This is a genomic window from Nitrosococcus oceani ATCC 19707, assembly GCF_000012805.1.
GTDB lineage: Bacteria > Pseudomonadota > Gammaproteobacteria > Nitrosococcales > Nitrosococcaceae > Nitrosococcus > Nitrosococcus oceani.
In genome coordinates this window covers 931,337-953,469 of sequence record NC_007484.1, presented here as the reverse complement: position 1 = coordinate 953,469, position 22,133 = coordinate 931,337, and the positions used below count along the sequence as shown (strand labels likewise).

The window sequence follows — 22,133 nt, the reverse complement described above, 5'->3', positions numbered from 1 at the left end:
ATGATCGTCCTTAGCGATTTTCAGCCCGCCTGGTGGCTGCCTGGCCCCCATATTCAAACGGTATGGGGGTCGCGCTTTCGCCCCCCCTCCCGGATAGAGATTTTGTGGGAACGGTTAGAGCTGCCGGATGGGGATTTTGTGGATCTCGCTTGGAGCGGTAAGGAAAAAGGCCCTATCGTCATCGTTATTCATGGTCTTGAAGGGTCCTATCGCTCCCGTTACGCTTCTGGCATTCTCAAAGCTATTGCCCAGCGGGGCTGGCGCGGAGTGCTGCTACACCTGCGCGGTTGTAGCGGCGAACCCAACCGGCTAACCCGCAGCTATCACTCCGGCGATACGGGGGATTTTCAAACACTGCTCTCCAGCCTGCGCCAGCGGGAACCCGCTACCCCTTTAGCAGCGGTTGGTTATTCCCTGGGGGGCAACATTCTGCTCAAATGGCTTGGTGAAACCGGCTCCCAGGCAAATCTCAGGGCCGCGGTTGGGATTTCCGTTCCCTTCGATCTGGCCCGGGCGGCCTGGCAGTTAGAACAGGGCCTCTCCCAAGCCTATCAGTGGTCCCTGGTAAAGGCCCTGCAACGTTCCGTGCGGTATAAACTTAACCATCCAGACTGCCCTTTCGATCTCAGAACCCTAAAAGGAGTCCGGACATTTAAGGAATTTGACGATTTAGTGACCGCTCCCCTCAATGGATTTGCTGATGCCGATGACTATTGGCGGCGCTCCAGTTGCCGACCCTTTCTACGCAAAATCCAAATTCCCACTTTACTTCTACACAGCATAGATGACCCCTTTTTGCCCCAAGATGCTATTCCTTCGGCCTCGGATCTCTCCCCCAGCGTCCAATTAGAACTCAGCACGGGAGGGGGACATGTGGGATTTATTGGTGGTCCCTGGCCATGGCGCCCCCAATATTGGTTGGAGGAAAGAATTCCAGAATTTCTCAGTCTATATTTAGAAACAGAAACTCCAGGAAAAATAGCCCTGGCTAGCGGGTGAATACTATGATGCTCCCCCGTTTTTACATTCTTAACCAGCAATAAGCCACTCACTTCGTCTAATGGCGACAAGGATTATCGCTATGAGTCAAACATTTAAAGATATCATTGGAACGGTAGCCGCTAAACTATCAAAAACGGCTGCTAAGCAACTAAACCGGATTCTTGCTAAGGTAGAAGAGATAGGTTTAGAGAACTCCGCTTCAGATACACACCCATCTTCTGCGCCTACGGGAGGGACCAACACGCCGGAGGCGCCTCAAAAAGCCGCCGCCGATCCCGATAAAACCAGCCTAGAGAAACCTGGACCAGGTCCTGTTAGCCCTGAAGAACGCTGGAAGATGATCGCGGAAGCGGCTTATTATATTGCTGAAGAACGGGGGCCTCAAAATAGCAGCCCGGAGGAAAACTGGCGCCAGGCGGAGGCGCAAATCGATACCATGCTGGCGGCAACCCAAAAGCAAGTCGATGGACAATTATGACCTCTGAAGCCGAAAAAATTCGTCTCGATAAATGGCTCTGGGCCGCCCGCTTTTTCAAAACCCGCAGCCTTGCGGTGGAAGCAATCAACGGCGGCAAGGTTCACCTTAATGGCCGCCGGGTTAAAGCAAGTCAAAGGGTTGCCGTGGGCGATAGTTTAATCATTCGCCGCGGCCACTTCGAACATGAAATCACCGTTGATAAACTGTCCAGGCAGCGCCGCCCCGCAACCGAAGCCTCCCTGCTTTACCAGGAAAGCGATGCCAGCAAGACAAAGCGGGAAACCCTGGCCATGCAATTAAGAGAGGCACGGGAATACCAGGGGCCCGCCGTCCAAGGCCGTCCCTCTAAACGAGAGCGCCGCCAGATTATCCGTTTTACTCGGAAAAACCAATGACCACCGCCAAAAACACAACTCAGCGCTCACCTCATGGCTTTGGAAAACAGCCCTCTGGAGCCGATACAACGCTAGACGGGAAAACGTCTGTGGCCGAGGAACAACGCCGCCAATCCCATACCGGAGGGAAGGCAAAGACTTTTGCTAGCCTCCCCCAGGAGTTGCCCGCTTTAGCCCGCGCCCTGGAGCTACAAAAACGCGCCGCCCAGGTGGGCTTTGATTGGGCAAGCGCTGCCCCCATCCTAGAGAAGATAGAAGAGGAACTACAAGAAGTCCGGGCAGCGCTTACCAGCAATGAAAACTCCTCTAGGCTGCAAGAAGAAATTGGCGATTTATTATTTGCCTGCATCAACTTGGCTCGTCATACCGGCATCATGCCGGAGGCAGCGCTGGACAGTTGTAGCGATAAGTTTGAACGGCGCTTTCGCTATATCGAATACATGCTCACCAAGCGTGCCTCTTCTCCAGCAGAGGCAAGCCTGGCGGAAATGGATACACTTTGGGAGGAGGCTAAAGCAAAAGAAGGGGAATTTAATTGATATGACGCTGGCAGCGGTAGACTCCCTCATGCAGCTCATCGAAAAACATCTCCACCGCGGGATGATTAATAGGCTGCCCCGAACCATCAAGATCAAGGTTTCGCTCAGCCACATAGGTTTCATAATCCGCATCGTTGACCAAAACATGGTACCAAGGCCGATCTTTTGGCGGTTGGGAGCAAGCCATATGCTCATACCATTCCGGACTGCCTTGGAAGCTGGGATCGGCGTCAACCACTACTCCTCGATAATGAAATAATTTATGACGCACTATCTGGCCGATGGTAAATTTGGCCTTTGCTTGCTCCATAGATTTTCTCCACTTAGTTTATACTTACCCATGAATGTATAACAGGTTAATACACTATCATGGGATACCGTTTATCCAAGATCTATACCCGTACGGGCGATCAGGGAACTACTGGCCTAGGTCCCAAGCAGCGGGTACCTAAAGACCATCCCCGCATCGAGGCTATTGGCACCATTGATGAGCTAAACGCCCTACTCGGCTTGCTGCTTGCTCATTCCATACCCCATTCTCTCCATCAGAGCTTAACCCCTATCCAGCATGAGCTCTTTGACTTGGGCGGGGAGTTGAGTATTCCTCCTACTCTCATCATCCAAGCTAGTCAGGTTCAAGCTCTAGAGCGGCTGCTAGACAACCTAAATGAGGAATTACCGCCGCTTAAGGAATTTATCTTGCCTGGAGGCACCATTCCTGCGGGTATTTGCCACCTTGCTCGCACGACCTGCCGGCGGGCAGAGCGGCGACTCGTGAGCCTTGCCAAGGAGGAATCCGTCAATGCGGAAAGCCTGAAATATCTTAACCGCCTCTCAGACCTTTTGTTCGTCATGGCCAGGGAACTTACCCGAACAGCGGGAGCAAAAGAAATTCTTTGGGAGAAACACCGCTAAGCAAGTAAAGATTTGAGCCGCATCCACTCAAAAGCAGGACCCGGATCGGTTTTACGGCCGGGCGCGATATCACTATGCCCCACGATCCGTTCCTTGGAAAAGGCCGGATAAGCTCCGGCCAAAACATTTATCAGATTCGCCAACACCTGATATTGCATCTTTTCATAGGGTACGGTATCGGCACCCTCCAATTCTACCCCAATAGTAAAATCATTACATCGGCAGCGCCCCTTAAGCATAGACTCACCCGCATGCCAAGCTCGTTTATGAAAGGGCACATATTGGGTTAAAGTGCCATCCCGTGCAATGAGAATATGAGCGGAGACCCGCAGCCCGCGAATCCCATCAAAGTAGGGATGAGCAGCCACTTCAAGACGGTTGGTAAAGAGGGCATCAATCCATGGTCCTCCGAACTCTCCAGGAGGTAAGCTAATACCATGGATCACTACCCATTCCGCAGCCATGCCTGGTGGCCGCTCATCCTGGTTAGGCGAGACCACACGACGGGCATTGGCAAGCCAGCCGCTATCCGCGTCTATCCACCACTTCCCAGAAATGACTTTGCCCATTACCTATGCCTGCTCCACCAAATTTGGATGAGAAATTCTACCCTAGACTTCACTCTCCCCAAGCTTAGCAATGAGAGGAATAACAAGTTTTCGTACCGTGAAATAGGGGAAATTGCAAAACAGTCTAATAATCATTGCTATAATTGAGAATTTAAAATTGATTTCAGCCACTCGCTATAAATAACTTCATGTCTCCTGTCTCTATTAAAGAAGAAGTTCGCCGCGCGCTTGCCGAAGATATCGGTACCGGTGATGTCACCACAACGTTAATCCCAGCCACTACTAAAATCACCGCCACCATTATCTGCCGTGAAACGGCAATATTATGCGGAACCTCATGGTTTAATGAAGTATTTCACCAATTAGATGCTGACATTGCCATTGATTGGGCAAAGGCAGATGGAGATCTCGTTCCTGCTAATCAAATAATATGTACTCTGTACGGCCTTGCACGCCCCCTTTTAAGCGGCGAGCGCACTGCTCTAAATTTCCTTCAGACTCTTTCCGGGACTGCAACCATAGCCCACCGCTACGCCTCCGCCGTAAAGGGCTTGCCCGTTAGAATACTAGACACCCGTAAAACCTTGCCTGGCCTGCGCCAGGCGCAGAAATATGCGGTGCGATGCGGAGGCGGCCACAATCATCGCCACGGCCTCTACGATGGAATCTTGATTAAGGAAAACCACATCCTGGCCGCCGGTTCCATTACAGCAGCGATAGCGCGGGCCCGTATCGCCAATTCCAACCTCCCGGTGGAAATAGAGGTGGAAAACCTGAACGAGTTGCAACAGGCACTTGCTGCTGGTGCTGATATCCTACTACTTGATAACTTCGATACCCCCTCGCTCCGTGAAGCCGTCCGCATTAGCCAGCAACGGGCCAAATTAGAAGCCTCTGGAGGCATTACCCTCAAGAACATTCGCCAGGTTGCCGAAACTGGAGTCGATTATATTTCAGTAGGCGCCTTGACCAAGGATATCCGAGCCGTAGATTTGTCAATACGCTTTACTCCCGAAGCTTTTTAGAGGAAAGTTTTTATATTGATTTAGCAAAAGGTTGTAATTTACTAAGGCTATAAGTGGTTGTTTATACTAAACCTATGAAACGAAAATCATATAGAATTAATATTAACATCGGTACAATGGCGGGGGACAGAATACCTTCTTCTCCTAATTAGCTCATTTTTTTGGCCTACTTGTAGCCGTTACGGCGCTGCGTTGCGTTCTACTTACAAATTTTCCTGAAGAGCTAAAAATTGGGGATGCGGTCTCGGCGCAAAGTTGGTTATACTGTCGTGCTTTTCAGTCCACAAAAGTTTAAAACTGACGATGCCGGAAATAGAAGCAAGAATTCAAAGTATTTTCGAACAGGTCGTGCAACGCAATCCTGGCGAGAGCGAATTTCACCAAGCGGTGAAAGAGGTCATCGACACCCTAGGACCTGCGCTACGCCATCATCCAGAATATGCCGATCAGAAAATCATTGCGCGCATTTGCGAACCTGAGCGACAAATCATCTTCCGCGTGCCCTGGCAAGATGATCGCGGCGAGGTGCAGATTAACCGGGGCTTTCGAGTCGGCTTCAACAGTGCCCTCGGTCCCTATAAGGGTGGCCTGCGCTTCCATCCCTCCGTCTATCTCGGCATCATTAAATTTCTTGGTTTTGAGCAGGTATTCAAAAACGCCATCACCGGCATGCCCCTAGGCGGCGGCAAAGGCGGCTCGGACTTCGATCCCAAAGGCAAATCGGACGCCGAGGTGATGCGCTTCTGCCAAAGTTTCATGACCGAACTGTACCGTCATATTGGCGACATCACTGATGTACCGGCTGGTGACATTGGCGTTGGCGGGCGGGAAATCGGCTACCTGTTCGGCCAGTATAAACGCATTACTAACCGCTACGAGTCGGGTGTATTAACCGGTAAAAGTCCAAAATGGGGGGGGGCCTTGGTGCGCCGTGAAGCCACCGGCTACGGAACCGTCTATTTTGCGGAAGAGATGCTCAAGGCCCGTGGCGACAGCCTGGAGGGCAAGACCTGCGTGGTCTCTGGCTCCGGCAATGTCGCCATCTACGCCATAGAGAAGCTACAGATGCTGGGCGCCAAGATCGTGGCCTGCTCCGACTCCAATGGGGTAATCTACCACGCGAGTGGCATTCATCTGGATACCGTTAAACAGCTTAAAGAGGTCCAAAGGCGCCGCATCCGGAATTACATCGACGAACATCCGGGCGCTCAATACATCGAAGGTGGCCAAGTCTGGGATATTCCCTGCCAGGTGGCGCTGCCCTGCGCAACCCAGAATGAGTTGGATGCAGAGGCCGCCCGTACTCTAGTGGCCAATGGCTGCATTGCCGTAGCCGAGGGCGCCAATATGCCAACCACACCCGGTGGCGTAAAGATTTTTTTGGAGTCGAATCTAGCTTATGGTCCTGGTAAAGCCGCCAATGCCGGCGGCGTCGCGACCTCGGCCCTGGAAATGCAACAGAACGCCAGCCGGGATAACTGGACTTTTGAGCACACCGAACAGCGGCTACACGAAATTATGACGGGCATTCACCAAGACTGCTACGAAACTGCCGCGGAATTCGGTAGCCCGGGCAACTATGTGATCGGCGCCAATATCGCTGCTTTCCGCCACGTTGCCGAGGCCATGCTGGCATTTGGCGTTATTTGATTAGCGCCAAAAAGCGTCTAGCGTGCATCGAGCGGCTCTCTATCGGGAACTTTGAACCAAGCAAGCTGGGGATAAAGCGCAACAACTCCACCGATAATAACTAAGGTGGGGGCATGAATGTCTTCCCCCTGGACAATATCAGGCAGTGTTGCCAGCGTCCCCGTCAAGACCCGCTGCCGGGAAGTCGTGCCCTGCTGTACTAAAGCGGCCGGCGTGACGGCAGGCATTCCATGGGCTATCAATTCCTGGCATAGGATCTCAAGTCCTGATAAGCCCATATAAACCACAATAGTTTGTTGAGGCTGAACCAAAGCCTGCCAATTCAAACTCAAACGCCCCTCTTTGAGCTGTCCAGTAACAAAGATACAGGCATGGGCATGGTCACGGTGGGTGAGGGGAATTCCTGCATAGCTCGCGCAGCCTGAAGCGGCGGTAATTCCAGGTACCACTTGAAAAGGAATGTTTTCTGCCGCCAAAGTAGCAATTTCTTCCCCGCCCCGGCCAAAAATAAACGGATCGCCTCCTTTAAGGCGCAACACTCGCTTCCCTTCCCGAGCAGAGCGTACCAGCATCATATTAATTTCCTCCTGTCGCACCGCGTGCCAAGAGCGCTTTTTGCCTACATAAATGCGTTCCGCCTCACGCCGTACTAAAGCAAGCACTTCCGGGCTGACCAAACGATCATGAAAAACCACATCAGCTTGCTGCATAAGACGCAAGGCGCGAAAAGTTAAAAGATCCGGGTCCCCTGGTCCGGCGCCAACTAAATAAACTTCCCCCTGCTCTGGCACAAATCCGCCTTCCAAAGCTGCTTCTAGGGCGCCCTCGGCCTCCTCCTCCTGGCCTGCGAAAATCCTTTCGGCAATGCTACCTTGCAGTACCTTTTCCCAAAAAATACGCCGTGCTCTTATGCCTGTAATCCGTTGCTTAATCCGGCTGCGATAACGCGCCGCAAATTGGCCTAGGCGGCCATAAGCCTGGGGAATAAGGGTCTCTAAACGGGCGCGGAGCAAACGGGCCAATACCGGGGAAGCTCCTCCACTAGAAACTGCCACTATTACCGGCGATCTATCCACGATAGAGGGTAAAATAAAATCGCAGAAACGGGGGCAATCCGCCACATTAACCAGTACTCCCTGAGCCGTGGCCAAATGATAAACCTGCTCGTTGAGAGAAGAATCATCTGTTGCCGCAATCACTAAATAACAGCTTTTTATTTCAGTTTCACTAAAAGAAGCTTGCTGGGCGGTAATTTTTCCCTTATCAGCCCATTCTTGCAACTGTTCATGCAGTTTCGGGGCGATCACTTTAACCTCAGCGCCTGCCTGGCGAAGCAGCGCAACTTTTCGGACGGCTACGGTGCCTCCACCGACGACCAGGCACTGCTGCCCGCGTATATTTAGGAATATGGGGAGATATTGCATCTTTTTATAATATTAGGTTACCAGCTATGCCGGTATAATTATCAATTAAGTATTTGAGATAGTTTTCATAGCCAGCAGATGGTATCCATCCTTTATTAAAAAGGTTACTCATGCCCAATAAATTGCAGTATGCCTGCTCAAGGCCCCTGTCTCTATGGCACAGGGGCGGAGGATTGGTGCTGCTCGCATTGGGCATCGCTTTAGGTTGGTTCTTCGCCTTTCCTCTCAAATCTAGCTTTGATATTAGCAAAATCATTCTTGAGGCGGTAATTTTAGCGGCGGCCTCCATAACCTATCCTTTTATTGTACGCTTGGATCGCAATATCTTGATTAGAGGCTGGGAACTACTCCTATGCAGTCTTTTGCTGGGCCTATTAGAAGAATTCACCCAGGAACCCCGACTCTGGGATACTATTATAGAGGGTGCACTAAGGATTTTGGGGCTTACATTGATCGCCCTTAGTTTTTATCGTTCTCAGCAATTATCCCGTGCCCAGCTACAGAAAAACCAAGCCACGGAGAACCCGGACCACCACCCTGTCCAGTATGATACCCTCACTGGACTTCCCAATCATACCGTGCTTCGAAATCGGTTAGAACAGGCCATGGGACCAGCTCGACAACTGGCTCTTTTGTGCTTAGATCTTGACCGGCTTAAGGAAATCAATGATAGCTTTGGCCATGAGGCTGGCGATAGAGAATTAGCCCGAGTCGCCAAGGTTCTCCAGGACTGTTTAGAACCCACGGATACCGCTCTACGAATCGGCGGCGATGAGTTCGCTATTATTCAAACTCCCGCTCTAGGGGTTGATAAAGCGACCCTCCTTGCCCAACGGCTTCTTGACGCCATAGCTAGGCCCCATAAAATTCTAGGACATGAAATACATAACAGTGCCAGTATTGGGATTACCCTCTTTCCCAATGATGGAGATAAAGCGGAGCAACTGCTCAAAAATGCTGATATCGCCATGTACCACGCAAAACATGAAGGCCAGAACAACTACCAATTATATACCCCCGCCATCAACGCCCGGGCCCATCCCCGGATGGCGCTAGCCAAAGAGCTGCAAAGAGCATTTGAGACCGATAATCTCTACTTGCAGTTCCAACCCCAACTGAACCTAGCAACTCATAGAACCTCGGGTTTTGAGGCGCTGCTCCGCTGGCGCCATCCCCAACATGGCATGCTCGCCCGCCAAACCTTTATTCGTCTAGCGGAGGAAACGGGACTTATCGTCCCCATTGGCGCTTGGGCGTTAGAAACCGCCTGCCAAACTTGTATGGGCTGGCGGCAACTTCGAGCGGGGCCGTTACGAGTGGCGGTCAACCTTTCTCCCCGCCAATTTCGCCAACCGGATTTAGCGGGGAGTATTGCTACCATACTAGAGAAGACGGGACTGGCACCATCCGCGCTAGAAATAGAAGTTACAGAGGGGCTCCTGCTCGAAGATATGGACTCCGCCTTCAATACACTTCAGTCCCTAAGCATCTTGGGGGTCCATGTTTCCGTGGATGATTTTGGTACCGGCCATGCTTCTCTAAGCTACTTAAAAAATCTCCCCTTTGATAGTATCAAAATTGATCGTTCTTTCATCCATGGCATTCCCGCGGACTCTGAAAGCCGGACCATTACTAAAGCTGTTATCGCCCTGGGACATAGCCTCAATCTTAAGGTAGTGGCGGAAGGCGTGGAAACGCCGGAGCAGTTACTTTATCTCCAGAAACAAGGCTGCGATTTAGTCCAAGGTTACTTCATCAGCAAGCCATTGGATGTGCCTGAAGCGCAGCGGTGGTGGGAAGAGAAAGGGGAAAAAGCTTCCTCTTAAGAAGGACTTTCCCTCTCCCCTCGCTCTGGATAAACGGATGAGCAAGCCCCCATCTATTGTAAAATCCTGCTGGTTATAGGCCCAATACTGATCCTGTTCTGACACCGTAGTTGCTTGGAGTTTCGCCATGACGGATAGCAGTTTTGTTCCTACAAAACTTCATCGGCCTGGAGAATTCGCGTTTCTCAGCAGTCCTCGCCGAAGTATATCTAAATTTATAAATATTGAGACATTTGTGTTATATTCATTCATACTGTTGTGATGAGATGTTCAATTGATTTGCGCAAACGAGTAATCGATTTTGTAAGGGGCGGTGGAAGCAAGGCGGAAGCGGCCCGGAGATTTCAGGTAGGCCGCGCGAGCATTTATCGCTGGTTGTCGCAGGATGATGCGCTGTGTTACGAGCGTCCCGGCCCTCGCCGTTCACACAAGCTGGACTGGGAGGCTTTACGGGTCCATGTGGAAGACAAGGCTGCTCTCACCTATAAAGAACGCGCCCGGCATTTTGGCGTTTCGTATTACTGTATTTGGCATGCGATGCACAAAATGGGGTTAACCCGTAAAAAAAATGACGGGGTACACGCAGCGCTGTAATATGAAAAGAAAGAGCTTTCTTCGCCTTCGTGAACGCTATCGCCGCCGCGGCAAAAGATTTGTCTATCTTGATGAAAGCGGTTTTGAGCCGGAGGTTTCCCGTCGTTACGCTTACGCTCCAAAGGGGCGGCGTGTTTATGGTCTGATCTCCGGTCATCGCAGACCGCGAACCTCTTTATTGGCCGCCCGTATGGATGAAGGCTTTGAAGCGCCGTTTCTATTTGAGGGAACCTGTAACACGGCTGTGTTCAATGCATGGCTGGAAAAAGAGCTTTGCCCCTTGCTCAACAGCAACCACATTGTCATCATGGATAATGCTCCGTTCCACAAAGCCGTTTCTTCACGTGAAATCATCAAAAAAACAGGGGCGGGAATTTTATTCCTCCCCCCTTATTCCCCTGACTTTAACCCCATAGAAAAAGACTTCGGAAATATCAAAAAAATCAGAGAATACAACGAACATGAAACCCTTGAGAATATCGTTGCAGCGTATCAGTAATTATAGATTTAGCTATATGACCTTGGTCTTGGGGTTTTTACTGCTCCACGCGCTTTGATTTCGGGTGCTCCCCACCCCAGGCTCCGAGAGCGAGAAAATCATAGTGCGAATTCATGGCGAAACGCAAGCAATCTTGGCTCCCGCGCTCGATGCGCCGCTTCACTTCGCCTGTCTGCGTGCGCACACGCACAGGCAGGCACGCTCGCTGGGGGTCGTCATACATCCCTGTACTCCTTCAAGGTTACAAGATGGGGGGTATACCCCCATCTTGTAGCGGAAAATAAAAACGCCACGGACCCTTCTGTAGTAAGCAAAAGAAAATATTGATTAATTAAATGTTAATGATTATTATTTATCATACAATTATAATTAGCGTATATTTGCCGCCTGCCGGATAGCAAATGAATTATTGATGGCAGAGCATCGAGGGTTAGAGGAAACAGTAGGAGATGAGAAAAACAATAAGATACGCGGGAATTGCGATCATCCCGACCCTATGGGTCGGGATGATCGCAAAAGCAGAAACAGAGACGTCTTTGAATGAGGAGAATCATGCTTTTGAGCCGATGACCGTCATCGTTACCCGCACTGCACGCTCCTTGGCGGAGTTACCAGCTTCGGTAAGCGTTCTGGATAGCGAACAAATTATGCGCCGCCAGGCCCAAAGCATGGATGATCTCTTACAGGTCTTACCTAACGTCGATTTCACCTCCGGACCCCGTCCTATCGGCGAAACCCTGACGATTCGCGGTCTGAGCAGCGAGCGAATCCTGACGACCATCGATGGCGCCCGGCAGGATTCCAGCATTGGTCATCTTGGCCGTTTTTTTATCGAACCGGATCTACTGAAACGGGTTGATGTCTTGCGCGGACCAGCCTCGGCAATTTACGGCAGCGGCGCCCTCGGCGGAGTTGTTACCATGACCACCCGGGAGGCAAGCGATTTTCTTGCCCCCGGCCAACGTTTCGGCGCTCGGCTCAAGGGCGGTTACCAAAGCGTTAACAATGAGAGTTCAACCAGCGCCGCCCTGTTCGGACGGGCTTCCGACTGGGATTTTCTAGGTAATTTTTCCTACCGGGATTCCGACGATATCACGCTGGCCAGCGGCCAAGAACTAGACAGCTCGGCTGCGGAAAACTTTTCCGGACTGGCCCGCGTGAGTTATAAACCCGGTGCCCATCGGCTGCGTATTGGCGGCGATTACTTTAGTACCGAAGGTATTTTTCCTGCCAATCCCCAAACCGTATCGGACGGGGCCAATGAGAATGCCGCAACCAAAATCGAACGTCGCACCTACACCTTCCAGTATAGTTATGATGATCCTGCTCATCCTTGGTTTAAACCCAAATTCAATGCTTACCGCAATGAGTTGCGCGACAGCCGAAATCGCTTGGAAAGCGGCAGGCAAACCACCAGCGAGTTTGTCACCACCGGATTTAACCTCCAAAACAGCATGGATTTTGGCGATCCTCAAGATTTTTTAATGCAAACAATTACTTTAGGGGTAAATTACTTCAAGGATGAAGAGGAAGGGCGGGAAGATGGCAATCCTCGGCCCTCCTTTCCCAAGGCGAACAGCGATGTGTGGGGATTTTACATTCAAGACGAAATCTCCCTTGGGCAATACCTCAGTCTTATTCCGGCAGTGCGCTATGACCGCTATACGTTAGAGATAGAAGAGAGGGCTGGCGGGAGCACCACCGATGAGGCCATTTCTCCCCGTATCGGCGGAATGATCCACCTCGCTTCCTGGCTCAACCTATGGGGCAGTTACGGCAAGGCATTTCGCGCCCCTACCCTGCCCGAGCGTTTTACTGAAGGACTCCACTTCCGAGGAGTTCCAGGCCGTCTTCCCGATAACTTCTTCATCCCCAACCCAGATCTTAAACCAGAAACGGTTTATACCTGGGAAGCCGGCTTCAAGAGCGCTTGGGAAGAGTTACTGACAGCAACGGATCGGCTAAATCTGGAATTTACCTATTTCGATACTAAAGCCGATAATTTTATCGATCTAAAGGTCAATACCCTGGGTGGTACAACGCAAAACGCCAACCTTGATAAGGCGCGTCTCCACGGTTTCGAAACGGGCGTTCGCTATGATAGTGAGTACTTTTTCGCCGGGGCCAGTTTTGGCCGCACGTACGGTGAAAACATCAATACTGGCTTGCCCCTCACCAACGTACAACCCGCCAAGGGCGTGGTCAATCTAGGCGGCCGTTTCTCCCCCTGGGGGCTTGTGTTCGGTGGACGGGGCCGCTTTGTCGCCAAGCAGGATCGCGTTCCTCCTGGTGTGCTGGAAGCGGCTGGCTATAGCGTGTATGACCTATACGCCACTTGGCTGCCTTCCTCCGCCGGAGTCAAAGGGTTACGAATGGATTTTGGTATCGATAACCTAACTAACAAAGCATACAGGCGCTATCTTTCCGTTATCGAGGAGGCGGGGCGTAACTTTAAGGTAGCCCTCACCTATCAATTTTAACCCCCATCCACCTTAAACTAAGGAGTCCCCTCATGGCTGATCATAAAGCATATTCCCCCAGCACTTTCCCACCCCAGGGTCTTATTCAACTCCAGGCGGTCACCTGCCGGCTTATGCTCCGTTACACCCATCACGCTTCCCCTTACCTGGCCTCGACTGTCGCCCGTTATCTGCGCCTACTCAGCGAACATCCTGTAGTCCAAAACGAACCGGAATGCCGCGCAACCTACTTACATCTACTAGATGATTGGCAGCACTTAACCTTGGGGCGCTCCTATTCCCATGAACCCCTAGCGCCGGTCAGCATGAAGCCACGTCGGCATTAATTTTTACAGGATAAATAAACCCCAGGGGGCCTAACTCCGATCCCCTTCTACTTTCTTAATGAGATGAGGTAATAAATTATAATGTCTCGGCTGTTTTTCTTACTTGTTCTATCTGTCTTCCCACTCCTTGCCGGCGCTTCAGAAAAAATAGGTGTTCTCGTTGTCGCTCAGGACCGGGGTGCCGTTGGCAACCAGGAACTTGCTGCTGCCACTGCAGATCTAGATCCAGACTACCCAGTAAGGCTCCTGCTCATCGGGGCCGACCATCAAGGTATCGAGAATGGCTATGCAGCCTACATCAAAAAGGCCCGAAGTTTTTTCCATGAACATGGCGTGAATAAAATTATCGCTATTCCCCTTTTCATCTCGGAGGACGATTATCTACTCGGGCTTTTCCACGGCAAGATCGAAGCCGCTATGGCGCCAGCAAATTTCACCTGGACACCCGCCCTTGGAGAAAGCTACCTCCTGCGGGAAATAGTGCTCGACCGAATCGATTCAGCCCGTAAAACGTCAAAAGTAGAACAGCTTGTCCTCTGGCTATCGGGCGCCAGCGATACGACAAGCGCTGCCAATCTGCAATTGCTGGGCGAGCGCCTTCTCAACGATATTCGTCCCCACATTTCCTCTTCTAAAACGGCAGTCGCAGTCACTTACTCCAAAACGGCAGCCGGTCCGGGAGCGGAAGCGGCAGAAACCGAAGCGGCGGCAATTGTGAACCGCTTCGCCAAGATAGGACAAACTCTCATTATCCCCTTAGCCATTGGCCCCAAATTCACCCCCCGCATGTCCCTTGAAACCTCGCTAGCGCGGCGCTACGCTCACAGCGGCGCTCACATTTCCGAGAGCATCATGCCCCATCCGGCGGTGCGCACCTGGCTCCAGCGGATGATCAATACCCATGTCCCGGTGACGGAAAAAACCCTTGGCATCATCATCATGCCCCACGGCTCGACTATGCCCTACAATGACGGTATCGTCGCCGCTATGCCAAGCATAGTGAAGCGTTACCCGACAGCCTTTGCCTTCGGCATGGCGAGCCCTTTCACTATGGGTCAAGCAGTGAATGAGCTAGAGGCCGCGGGAGTACGCCACGGAGCCTTTTTACGTCTCTACGCCTTGCCACGCCATCTGCACGAGGCCAGCGACTATATTCTTGGACTCCGCCCAATGCCGCCAGCCCACAGCCATGGCGGAGTACCTGAGCGCGTGCGTACCCCCATCGGCTTTGTCACCACCGGTGGCTATCAGACCGATCCTTTAATCTCAGAAATTCTTAAAGACCGGATTTTAGAAGTAAGCCAAAACCCTCTACAAGAGAGTGTTCTTCTTCTCTCCCATGGCAGCAGAAGTGATGAAACGAATGCAGCTGATCTTGCCCTCATCACGGAGCATAATATTGCTGCTATCAAAGCCACGCTCCCGTCCCCCTTCCGTGACATCCGCGCTATGTCCCTACGGGAGGACTGGCCCGATAAGCGGGCTAAAGCAGTACGCGAAATCCGCGCTTTTATCGAACAGGCCAATAAAGGAGAGGGTCGAGCCATCGTCATTTCCAATCGGCTTTACGGCTCTGGACCCTATGCCACCTATTTGGACGGCTTGGAATACGTCATGAATGGGCAAGGCTTGATCCCTCATCCCAACTTCACCCGCTGGGTAGAAAAAAGCCTGCGGAAGAGCATCGCCACACTCAAAGCTGGCGCTCAAGGACAAGCAACCGAAGTTGCGGCGGGCCACCCCAGACTCTCTCATTGAAAGGAGCTTTTCCCTTTTAGTTTCTTGGCAAAAGCCTTGAAGTATTAGAGGGGTGGGTGGTTGGAGGCAGGGGATAGGGAAATCCCCGCACCGATGAACTCGCTTTTGGCGAATCGAGACATCCGAAGGATGCTCCCAGGAGCGCGCCAGAGAGGATGCGCATCAAATCCTTTTTTCGGGGAGAAAAAACGGGTTTGCAGAACAACTACTCTCCCGCCTCACATTGCCCCCTCTTTTATTCATCTAAAAGGAAAGGCTGTCCCACCGCCTCTTGGGTCCTGACCACTTCCCGCAATACAGTGGTGGCATAAGCCCCAGCGGGTAAACGAAAATGAAGCTGCAAGCTATCCATAGCAGGAGGAAAAGACCATTCCAAATCAGCTACCATTAAACGCAAACTACGGCGCTCTTGCTTTAAGCCTGCCTGCTCCAGACCTTCCCGCCATAATGCGTAATCCGCCAATACCTCTTCCTCAAGAGCCCGGCTCATCCTCTTAGCGGGAGATTCCCCTCGCCCCCATAAAGGACCACTGGGATGGCAGTCGAAGCGCCTCACCCGGGCTTGCAAGGCTTCATCTATGGTCTCCGCTACAAAAAAGCCATGGCTGCCATCCAGAATAAGCGCCTCGCCTGGAAGTGGTTGCCACCAATTAGCTGCCTGGACGCGCTCCGACAAGACCCTATTAAATAAAAAAGCGCGGGCTGCCGAAAGCAGCATTCCCCGTAAATAACGCCCCCTGGGTGGCTTGCCTCCACTAAACCAACGGTGCACCTGATCCAGATTCTGGCCCCCCCGGCCAAAACGCTGCGGTCCAAAGTAATTGGGAGTCCCCGCAACTTTAATCTGTGTCAGGCGGTCGCAAACAACCTCCCGATCACCCTGGAAGTGGCGCAAGGTCAATAGAAAACGGTTTCCCTTGAGCGCGCCCCGCTGTAATTTTCGGGAATGGCGGATAACCTTAAGCACTTGAACCGTGGCAGACTCCAACGCTGTAGCCCAGGCTGGCTCTTTTTTTCCACTCAAATTAACGCTAAACCATTGGGTGGTCAGCCCATGACGATCCTTTAGCCCTGCGTAACCCACATCTACTAGCCGCACTCCGGCAATGCGGGCAAGCTGGCGCGCTAGCCAGACAGTATTAGTGTTACGTTTACAAAGCAGAAGCCAGACATGCTCGCCCTCCCCAGAGAGAGCGAAGGGAAGTTCCTCAACCACCTGGAAGTCCTCTGGGCGACACCGAAGCAGGGCGGTTGCCAAAGGCGGATCTCCGCCATAGGCAAGCACTTGCTGCCCAGCCTCATCCGCCTCCATTATTGTTCTTCCAGCAATAATACTACCGCATGGGCCGCGATACCTTCCGCCCGCCCAATATAGCCCATCCTTTCCGTAGTGGTCGCCTTAATATTGAAACGCTGCAGAGGTAATCCAAGCGCAAGAGCCAGGGTTTCACGCATGGCTGGAAGATAAGGGGCCAACTTGGGAATCTGCGCTATAATCGTCATATCCCCGTTACTTACCTTAAACCCGTGTTCCTTCAACAAGACCATCACCCGATGAAGCAATTTTTGGCTGTCCGCATTCTTAAACTCAGCGCTAGTATCCGGAAAATGGCGCCCGATATCGCCCAAAGCCGCACCGCCCAATAAAGCATCGCACAGGGCATGAATCACCACATCACCATCAGAATGGGCGATTAAACCTTGCTCATGGGGAATTTCTACACCCCCCAAAATCAACTTTCCCGTCGAACCAAAGCGATGGGCGTCAAAACCATGCCCAATTCTCATTCTCCACGCTCCTGCCGTTTCAAAAAGACCTCCGCCTGGGCCAAATCCTGGGGATGGGTAATCTTGATATTATCCGAATATCCTTCTATCAGCCGGGGGGAAAATCCAGCCCACTCCATTGCACTAGCCTCATCGGTCACCTGCACGCCAGCGGCAATAGCCTCCCGCAAGGAATTATAGAGTTTTGCAAGGGGAAACATCTGGGGCGTCATAGCCCGCCACAGACCTTTCCGATCAACCGTTTCCATCACAGATCCTTCTGCATCGGCGCGCTTGACGGTATCGCTGATAGGCAACGCCAATAATCCTCCCATGGGATGATCGTGGAGAGTCTCTATTAAGCGGTCAATATCTTCTTTCCGCAGGCAAGGCCGGGCCGCATCATGCACCAGAACCCAATCCTCGGGCGCCGCTAAAGCCATCAAAGACTCCAACCCATTGCGGACTGAATGACACCGTTCCGCACCACCTGTTACCCGGATAATACGCTCGTTATCCTGGAAAAGACGTTCGGACCACCACCTATCTTCGGAAGAGACGGCGACCACAACTGCCTGAATGCGGGGATGTTGCAATAGCCTGGCCAGAGTATGCTCAATGACCGTCTTGCCCATAAGGGGAAGATATTGCTTGGGAATATCGGCCTCCATGCGCTTCCCTACCCCGGCAGCCGGCACCACCGCCCAATAGCTGGAACTCATGGTTCTTCGACAACTTGAAAGAAGGTTTCCCCTTGCTTAATCATACCTAACCCGCTTCGTGCCCGTTCCTCCAGAGCATCAAGACCGCTTTTTAGATCCTGGACTTCTGCTTTTAGAACCTGATTACGTTCAATCAAGGTGGCATTCTCATGCCGCTGCTGTTTTATACTACGACTCAACTGCCGCAGTTCCCCCAAACCATCCTTGCTTATCCACAATTGGTATTGAAGTGCTAACAACAACACTAATAACAAGCCAACAATGAACTTCATGGGACATAGATAGGCTTTTTACTAGGGGTGAGTAAAAGCCTGACGCCCTGGGTAATGGGCCTTGTCCCCGAGCTCCGCTTCTATTCGCAGCAACTGATTGTATTTAGCTACTCGGTCTGTCCGGGATAGGGAACCGGTTTTAATCTGACCGCTCTGGGTAGCCACGGCCAGATCCGCAATCGTCGTATCTTCGGTTTCTCCAGAGCGGTGGGAAATCACTGCCGTATAACCCGCCTCATGGGCCATACGGATAGCGGCCAGGGTTTCGGTTAAAGTCCCAATCTGATTAACCTTGATTAAAATGGAATTGGCTATACCTCGGTTAATGCCTTCCTTGAGAATAGCGGTATTGGTGACAAACAAATCATCCCCTACGAGCTGCACTCGCTGGCCTAGGCGTTGGGTTAGCAAAGCCCAGCCCTCCCAATCGTCCTCCGCCATGCCATCTTCTACGGAGAGAATGGGATACTGCTCCACCCAAGAAGCAAGAACGCCCGTAAACTCCTCTTTATCGAGCGTCTTACCCTCTGAAGCCAGTACATAACGGCCATCTTGATAAAATTCGGAACTCGCCGTATCCAGGGCCAGGCTGATATCGCGGCCAGGCTCAAAACCCGCCTGGGTAATCGCTTCCAAGATCGCTTCAATAGCAGCCACGTTAGATGAAAGATCCGGCGCGAAACCACCTTCATCACCCACGCCCGTACCCAAACCCCGTCCCCGTAACACTTTTTTTAATGCATGAAATACCTCGGCGCCATAGCGCACCGCCTCTGCGATACTACCCGCCCCTACCGGCACAATCATAAACTCTTGCAGATCTACATTGTTATCCGCATGGGCCCCGCCATTGATGATATTCATCATGGGTACCGGCATCTGGAAACGTTCATCTGCGCTTAAATAGCGGTAGAGGGGTTTTTCCGCTGCCAGAGCTGCTGCCCGTGCTACGGCGAGGGAAACGGCTAAAATGGCATTGGCTCCCAAACGCCTTTTGCTGGACGTGCCGTCCAGATCGAGCATGGCCTGATCGATGCTCTCCTGGGCTTCCGCTTCCTGCCCCACTAATCGCTGGCGAATGTCGCCGTTAATGTGGCCCACGGCCTTAAGCACCCCTTGGCCCCCATAACGGCTAGAATCTTCGTCTCGCAACTCCACGGCCTCCCGAGTGCCGGTTGAAGCGCCAGAAGGTACCGCAGCCCGTCCCCGCACTCCCCCTTCGAGAACAACATCCGCCTCTACCGTGGGATTACCGCGGGAGTCTAAAATTTCTCGCCCCGTGATATCAATGATTTTACTCATTTCATTAAATTTCCCTGCTCCCATTAATTTAAGCGGTATTCCGCTTCGAGAAAACCGTCCGTTTTCACCGTCTTATCGATGGTACTTAAAGTCTCCAATAATTTTTCCATCGCCCCTAACGGCCAAGCATTAGGACCATCGCTTAAGGCCCGCTCCGGATCTGGATGGGTTTCCATAAACACTCCTGCCACCCCCGCCGCCACAGCCGCACGGGCAAGTACCGGCACCCATTCCCGCTGCCCGCCAGAACATCCTCCTTTTCCTCCGGGTTGCTGAACGGAATGGGTGGCGTCAAAAACTACAGGGCAGCCTGTATCCCGCATAACTGCCAGACTGCGCATGTCCGAAACCAAGGTATTGTAGCCAAATGAAACACCTCGCTCACAAACCATAATTTGCTGATTGCCAACCGCCCTGGCTTTTTCCACCACATGCTTCATATCCCAAGGGGCCAAAAACTGCCCTTTTTTGATGTTGACAGGCCGTCCCTGGCGGGCAACGTTCTGAATAAAATTGGTCTGCCGACAGAGAAAAGCTGGAGTTTGCAGCACATCCACTACTGCCGCGACCTCCTGTAGCGGCGTATCCTCATGAACATCAGTCAACACCGGTACCCCAAGGGTCGCTTTAACCTTCTCCAGAATACCTAAACCTGCTTCCATGCCAAGCCCGCGAAAACTTTCCACCGCAGTTCGATTGGCTTTATCAAATGAAGATTTATAAATAAAGGGAATGCCTAGACGTTCTGTCATTTCCTTCAGCCTGCCCGCCGTATCCAAGGCCAGCTGTTCACTTTCAATCACACAGGGGCCCGCAATCAGAAACAAGGCCCGCTCTAAACCCACCTCAAACCCGCATAATTCCATGCTTTTAACTATCTCTGCTAGACTTTAACGTTACCCGGCGGCGGTGCTCAGCGGCAGCACGAATGAAACTGTTAAAAAGAGGGTGGCCGTCACGGGGGGTTGAAGTGAATTCGGGATGGAACTGGCAGGCAACAAACCACGGGTGATGAGAAATTTCCACCATCTCCACCAAGTTTCCATCAAAAGAAGTGCCGGCCATCACCAAACCCGCCCCTTCTAGCAGCTCCCGATAATCATTATTAAACTCATAACGATGCCGATGCCGTTCAGTAATTCTCTCTTGGCCGTATAAAGCTGCTGCCCGGCTCCCAGGTAATAACTCACATTCATAATTGCCAAGGCGCATCGTGCCGCCCAAACCCATCTGCTCATCACGCCGTTCAATACTTCCATCCGCCCGCCGCCATTCCGTAATCAAGGCAATCACCGGGTCCGGGGTATGCTCGCTAAATTCAGTACTATGAGCTTCTTTCATGCCCGCCTGATGGCGGGCAAACTCAATCACCGCCACCTGCATTCCAAGGCAAATTCCTAAATAGGGCACACCATTTTCTCTGGCATACTGGACTGCTATTATCATGCCTTCAACGCCGCGTTCGCCAAAACCACCAGGGATGAGAATAGCATCCGCAGACTCCAGCCCTCCAATACCTTGAGCTTCGATTTCTTCAGAATCCAGATAAGTAATATTCACCCGGGTGCGAGTATGTATTCCCCCATGAATCAATGCTTCGGAAAGGGATTTATAGGCTTCCCTATGATCCACATATTTGCCCACTAAAGTTATAGTCACTTCGTCATGGGGATGTTCCAAACCATCAATCACTCGCTGCCATTCCGTCAGGTTAGCCGGACCTGTTTCAAGGCCTAGTTGCTCCACTACGATTTCATCTAGCTTCTGGGCATACAGTTCAAGGGGAATTTTATAAATACTGTCCACATCCACCGCTGAAATTACTGCCCTCTCAGGCACGCTGGTAAATAAAGCGATCTTGCGCCGCTCCGACTCTGGCAAAGGATGCTCCAAGCGACATACCAAAACATCTGGCTGGATACCAATAGATCGCAATTCCTTCACCGAATGTTGGGTTGGCTTGGTCTTAAGCTCCCCTGCGGAGCGGATAAAAGGAATTAAAGTCAAGTGCATAAAAAGCGTTTGTTCCCGGCCTAGCTCTACCCCCATCTGGCGGATAGCTTCTAGAAAAGGCAGGGATTCGATATCCCCCACCGTGCCGCCGATTTCTACTAGCACCACCTGGGCATTATCCGCGCCCGCGCAAATGCAACGCTTAATTTCATCCGTAATATGGGGAATAACCTGAACTGTATTGCCGAGATAGGCTCCCCGACGCTCCTGGGCAATAACATTCTCGTAAATTCGACCTGTCGTATAATTGTTACGCCGGGACATAGTCATGCGCACAAAACGTTCGTAATGGCCCAAATCGAGATCGGTCTCCGCACCATCCCCGGTAACAAATACTTCCCCATGCTGATAAGGACTCATCGTGCCCGGATCCACATTAATATAGGGATCAAGCTTAACCAGGGTAACTGCAAGTCCGCGTGCTTCAAGAAGAGCACCAAGGGAAGCAGAGGTAATACCCTTGCCCAAGGAAGATACAACACCGCCAGTGACAAAGATAAACTTAGTCATCAAAATATTGAGGAATTAAATATGATGGGAGTAACCGCAGAACAACTATATAAGCTAACAGAATCCC

The 22,133-nt window shown here is 51.8% G+C and carries 24 protein-coding genes; 13 read left to right on the top strand and 11 right to left on the bottom strand.

Annotation, left to right across the window (positions count from 1 at the left end; genetic code table 11):
• The 4 genes from NOC_RS04745 to NOC_RS04730 all read left to right on the top strand — a co-directional run bounded on the left by NOC_RS04745 (nt 1) and on the right by NOC_RS04730 (nt 2,414).
• Nucleotides 1–999 (top strand): hydrolase, encoded by a 999-nt coding sequence (locus NOC_RS04745; RefSeq protein ID WP_002810856.1) that lies wholly within the window; start codon nt 1–3, stop codon nt 997–999.
• An 82-nt stretch (nt 1,000–1,081) separates the two neighbouring features.
• The gene (locus tag NOC_RS04740) at nt 1,082–1,480 is read left to right on the top strand and encodes a DUF2934 domain-containing protein (RefSeq protein ID WP_002810641.1); all 399 of its coding nucleotides are present in this window, start codon (nt 1,082–1,084) and stop codon (nt 1,478–1,480) included.
• Complete coding sequence (locus tag NOC_RS04735) at nt 1,477–1,875, top strand: RNA-binding S4 domain-containing protein (RefSeq protein ID WP_002810259.1); 399 nt, start codon at nt 1,477–1,479, stop codon at nt 1,873–1,875. The genes NOC_RS04740 and NOC_RS04735 overlap by 4 nt, the downstream gene beginning before the upstream one ends.
• Entirely contained in the window at nt 1,872–2,414 is a 543-nt protein-coding gene (locus NOC_RS04730; RefSeq protein ID WP_011330499.1) for a MazG nucleotide pyrophosphohydrolase domain-containing protein, read from the top strand. Before NOC_RS04735 ends, NOC_RS04730 begins: the two co-directional genes overlap by 4 nt.
• Here NOC_RS04730 and hspQ read toward each other — a convergent pair.
• On the bottom strand, nt 2,407–2,724 hold the full coding sequence (gene hspQ, locus NOC_RS04725; RefSeq protein WP_002811509.1) for a heat shock protein HspQ: 318 nt from the start codon (nt 2,722–2,724) through the stop codon (nt 2,407–2,409). The genes NOC_RS04730 and hspQ overlap by 8 nt on opposite strands.
• A 59-nt stretch (nt 2,725–2,783) precedes the next feature.
• Here hspQ and NOC_RS04720 point away from each other — a divergent pair, with 59 nt between their 5' ends.
• Nucleotides 2,784–3,329 (top strand): cob(I)yrinic acid a,c-diamide adenosyltransferase, encoded by a 546-nt coding sequence (locus NOC_RS04720; RefSeq protein ID WP_002811139.1) that lies wholly within the window; start codon nt 2,784–2,786, stop codon nt 3,327–3,329.
• On the opposite strand, the gene ampD is transcribed toward NOC_RS04720, so the two are convergent.
• A complete protein-coding gene (gene ampD, locus NOC_RS04715) occupies nt 3,326–3,898 on the bottom strand; it encodes a 1,6-anhydro-N-acetylmuramyl-L-alanine amidase AmpD (RefSeq protein ID WP_002809465.1) in 573 nt (190 codons plus the stop codon). The two genes, NOC_RS04720 and ampD, sit on opposite strands and share 4 nt — an antisense overlap.
• A 188-nt stretch (nt 3,899–4,086) precedes the next feature.
• Here ampD and nadC point away from each other — a divergent pair, with 188 nt between their 5' ends.
• Nucleotides 4,087–4,923, top strand: coding sequence for a carboxylating nicotinate-nucleotide diphosphorylase (gene nadC, locus NOC_RS04710; RefSeq protein ID WP_002811171.1), 837 nt, complete (start codon nt 4,087–4,089; stop codon nt 4,921–4,923).
• Between the two features lie 303 nt (nt 4,924–5,226).
• The gene (gene gdhA, locus NOC_RS04705) at nt 5,227–6,573 is read left to right on the top strand and encodes an NADP-specific glutamate dehydrogenase (protein ID WP_002808901.1); all 1,347 of its coding nucleotides are present in this window, start codon (nt 5,227–5,229) and stop codon (nt 6,571–6,573) included.
• A 17-nt stretch (nt 6,574–6,590) separates the two neighbouring features.
• On the opposite strand, the gene cysG is transcribed toward gdhA, so the two are convergent.
• Entirely contained in the window at nt 6,591–7,997 is a 1,407-nt protein-coding gene (gene cysG, locus NOC_RS04700; RefSeq protein WP_002810502.1) for a siroheme synthase CysG, read from the bottom strand.
• 110 nt (nt 7,998–8,107) lie between these two features.
• On the opposite strand from cysG, the gene NOC_RS04695 reads away from it, so the two are divergent.
• From NOC_RS04695 to NOC_RS04685, 3 genes are all read left to right on the top strand, one after another.
• On the top strand, nt 8,108–9,823 hold the full coding sequence (locus NOC_RS04695; protein ID WP_002809296.1) for a putative bifunctional diguanylate cyclase/phosphodiesterase: 1,716 nt from the start codon (nt 8,108–8,110) through the stop codon (nt 9,821–9,823).
• Nucleotides 9,824–10,084: 261 nt separating this feature from the next.
• Nucleotides 10,085–10,417: an IS630 transposase-related protein gene (locus NOC_RS04690; protein ID WP_011330421.1), complete on the top strand. Its 333-nt coding sequence runs from the start codon at nt 10,085–10,087 to the stop codon at nt 10,415–10,417.
• 1 nt (nt 10,418) lies between these two features.
• Nucleotides 10,419–10,916: an IS630 family transposase gene (locus NOC_RS04685; protein ID WP_011330422.1), complete on the top strand. Its 498-nt coding sequence runs from the start codon at nt 10,419–10,421 to the stop codon at nt 10,914–10,916.
• Between the two features lie 37 nt (nt 10,917–10,953).
• On the opposite strand, the gene NOC_RS17840 is transcribed toward NOC_RS04685, so the two are convergent.
• A complete protein-coding gene (locus tag NOC_RS17840) occupies nt 10,954–11,139 on the bottom strand; it encodes a hypothetical protein (protein WP_036497183.1) in 186 nt (61 codons plus the stop codon).
• A 226-nt stretch (nt 11,140–11,365) separates the two neighbouring features.
• On the opposite strand from NOC_RS17840, the gene NOC_RS04675 reads away from it, so the two are divergent.
• The 3 genes from NOC_RS04675 (at nt 11,366) to NOC_RS04665 (ending at nt 15,480) form a co-directional block, all read left to right on the top strand.
• Entirely contained in the window at nt 11,366–13,396 is a 2,031-nt protein-coding gene (locus tag NOC_RS04675) for a TonB-dependent hemoglobin/transferrin/lactoferrin family receptor (protein ID WP_011330498.1), read from the top strand.
• Nucleotides 13,397–13,428: 32 nt separating this feature from the next.
• Nucleotides 13,429–13,722 (top strand): hypothetical protein, encoded by a 294-nt coding sequence (locus tag NOC_RS04670; RefSeq protein ID WP_011330497.1) that lies wholly within the window; start codon nt 13,429–13,431, stop codon nt 13,720–13,722.
• 81 nt (nt 13,723–13,803) lie between these two features.
• Entirely contained in the window at nt 13,804–15,480 is a 1,677-nt protein-coding gene (locus NOC_RS04665; protein ID WP_002810235.1) for a hypothetical protein, read from the top strand.
• 235 nt (nt 15,481–15,715) lie between these two features.
• Here the strand turns inward: NOC_RS04665 and truD are convergent, their stop codons facing one another.
• From truD to NOC_RS04630, 7 genes are read right to left on the bottom strand one after another with little or no spacing between them, the layout of a single operon-like run.
• Nucleotides 15,716–16,792 carry a tRNA pseudouridine(13) synthase TruD gene (gene truD, locus NOC_RS04660; RefSeq protein WP_011330496.1) on the bottom strand — a complete coding sequence of 359 codons (1,077 nt, stop codon included), beginning with the start codon at nt 16,790–16,792 and terminating at the stop codon, nt 15,716–15,718.
• Nucleotides 16,792–17,268, bottom strand: a complete 477-nt coding sequence (ispF, locus tag NOC_RS04655; protein ID WP_002809892.1) for a 2-C-methyl-D-erythritol 2,4-cyclodiphosphate synthase — start codon at nt 17,266–17,268, stop codon at nt 16,792–16,794. The genes truD and ispF overlap by 1 nt, the downstream gene beginning before the upstream one ends.
• The gene (gene ispD / locus NOC_RS04650) at nt 17,265–17,969 is read right to left on the bottom strand and encodes a 2-C-methyl-D-erythritol 4-phosphate cytidylyltransferase (protein ID WP_002809349.1); all 705 of its coding nucleotides are present in this window, start codon (nt 17,967–17,969) and stop codon (nt 17,265–17,267) included. The genes ispF and ispD overlap by 4 nt, the downstream gene beginning before the upstream one ends.
• Nucleotides 17,966–18,241, bottom strand: coding sequence for a cell division protein FtsB (ftsB, locus tag NOC_RS04645; protein ID WP_002809146.1), 276 nt, complete (start codon nt 18,239–18,241; stop codon nt 17,966–17,968). Before ftsB ends, ispD begins: the two co-directional genes overlap by 4 nt.
• 21 nt (nt 18,242–18,262) lie before the next feature.
• Complete coding sequence (eno, locus tag NOC_RS04640; RefSeq protein WP_011330495.1) at nt 18,263–19,543, bottom strand: phosphopyruvate hydratase; 1,281 nt, start codon at nt 19,541–19,543, stop codon at nt 18,263–18,265.
• A gap of 23 nt (nt 19,544–19,566) precedes the next feature.
• Nucleotides 19,567–20,409: a 3-deoxy-8-phosphooctulonate synthase gene (kdsA, locus tag NOC_RS04635; RefSeq protein WP_002809108.1), complete on the bottom strand. Its 843-nt coding sequence runs from the start codon at nt 20,407–20,409 to the stop codon at nt 19,567–19,569.
• Nucleotides 20,410–20,413: 4 nt separating this feature from the next.
• Nucleotides 20,414–22,066, bottom strand: coding sequence for a CTP synthase (locus NOC_RS04630; protein ID WP_002810403.1), 1,653 nt, complete (start codon nt 22,064–22,066; stop codon nt 20,414–20,416).
• Nucleotides 22,067–22,133 lie beyond the last annotated feature (67 nt).

Bases quoted from the DNA above. Each gene is read 5' to 3' on its own strand.
- eno (WP_011330495.1), bottom strand. From the start codon at position 19,543: ATGAGTAAAATCATTGATATCACGGGGCGAGAAATTTTAGACTCCCGC.
- NOC_RS04730 (WP_011330499.1), top strand. From the start codon at position 1,872: ATGACCACCGCCAAAAACACAACTCAGCGCTCACCTCATGGCTTTGGA.
- ampD (WP_002809465.1), bottom strand. From the start codon at position 3,898: ATGGGCAAAGTCATTTCTGGGAAGTGGTGGATAGACGCGGATAGCGGC.
- NOC_RS04740 (WP_002810641.1), top strand. From the start codon at position 1,082: ATGAGTCAAACATTTAAAGATATCATTGGAACGGTAGCCGCTAAACTA.
- gdhA (WP_002808901.1), top strand. From the start codon at position 5,227: ATGCCGGAAATAGAAGCAAGAATTCAAAGTATTTTCGAACAGGTCGTG.
- NOC_RS04745 (WP_002810856.1), top strand. From the start codon at position 1: ATGATCGTCCTTAGCGATTTTCAGCCCGCCTGGTGGCTGCCTGGCCCC.
- kdsA (WP_002809108.1), bottom strand. From the start codon at position 20,409: ATGGAATTATGCGGGTTTGAGGTGGGTTTAGAGCGGGCCTTGTTTCTG.
- NOC_RS04685 (WP_011330422.1), top strand. From the start codon at position 10,419: ATGAAAAGAAAGAGCTTTCTTCGCCTTCGTGAACGCTATCGCCGCCGC.
- hspQ (WP_002811509.1), bottom strand. From the start codon at position 2,724: ATGGAGCAAGCAAAGGCCAAATTTACCATCGGCCAGATAGTGCGTCAT.
- ispD (WP_002809349.1), bottom strand. From the start codon at position 17,969: ATGAGTTCCAGCTATTGGGCGGTGGTGCCGGCTGCCGGGGTAGGGAAG.
- NOC_RS04675 (WP_011330498.1), top strand. From the start codon at position 11,366: ATGAGAAAAACAATAAGATACGCGGGAATTGCGATCATCCCGACCCTA.
- NOC_RS04735 (WP_002810259.1), top strand. From the start codon at position 1,477: ATGACCTCTGAAGCCGAAAAAATTCGTCTCGATAAATGGCTCTGGGCC.
- NOC_RS04690 (WP_011330421.1), top strand. From the start codon at position 10,085: ATGAGATGTTCAATTGATTTGCGCAAACGAGTAATCGATTTTGTAAGG.
- NOC_RS04720 (WP_002811139.1), top strand. From the start codon at position 2,784: ATGGGATACCGTTTATCCAAGATCTATACCCGTACGGGCGATCAGGGA.
- ispF (WP_002809892.1), bottom strand. From the start codon at position 17,268: ATGAGAATTGGGCATGGTTTTGACGCCCATCGCTTTGGTTCGACGGGA.
- truD (WP_011330496.1), bottom strand. From the start codon at position 16,792: ATGGAGGCGGATGAGGCTGGGCAGCAAGTGCTTGCCTATGGCGGAGAT.
- nadC (WP_002811171.1), top strand. From the start codon at position 4,087: ATGTCTCCTGTCTCTATTAAAGAAGAAGTTCGCCGCGCGCTTGCCGAA.
- cysG (WP_002810502.1), bottom strand. From the start codon at position 7,997: ATGCAATATCTCCCCATATTCCTAAATATACGCGGGCAGCAGTGCCTG.
- NOC_RS04630 (WP_002810403.1), bottom strand. From the start codon at position 22,066: ATGACTAAGTTTATCTTTGTCACTGGCGGTGTTGTATCTTCCTTGGGC.
- NOC_RS04665 (WP_002810235.1), top strand. From the start codon at position 13,804: ATGTCTCGGCTGTTTTTCTTACTTGTTCTATCTGTCTTCCCACTCCTT.
- ftsB (WP_002809146.1), bottom strand. From the start codon at position 18,241: ATGAAGTTCATTGTTGGCTTGTTATTAGTGTTGTTGTTAGCACTTCAA.
- NOC_RS17840 (WP_036497183.1), bottom strand. From the start codon at position 11,139: ATGTATGACGACCCCCAGCGAGCGTGCCTGCCTGTGCGTGTGCGCACG.
- NOC_RS04695 (WP_002809296.1), top strand. From the start codon at position 8,108: ATGCCCAATAAATTGCAGTATGCCTGCTCAAGGCCCCTGTCTCTATGG.
- NOC_RS04670 (WP_011330497.1), top strand. From the start codon at position 13,429: ATGGCTGATCATAAAGCATATTCCCCCAGCACTTTCCCACCCCAGGGT.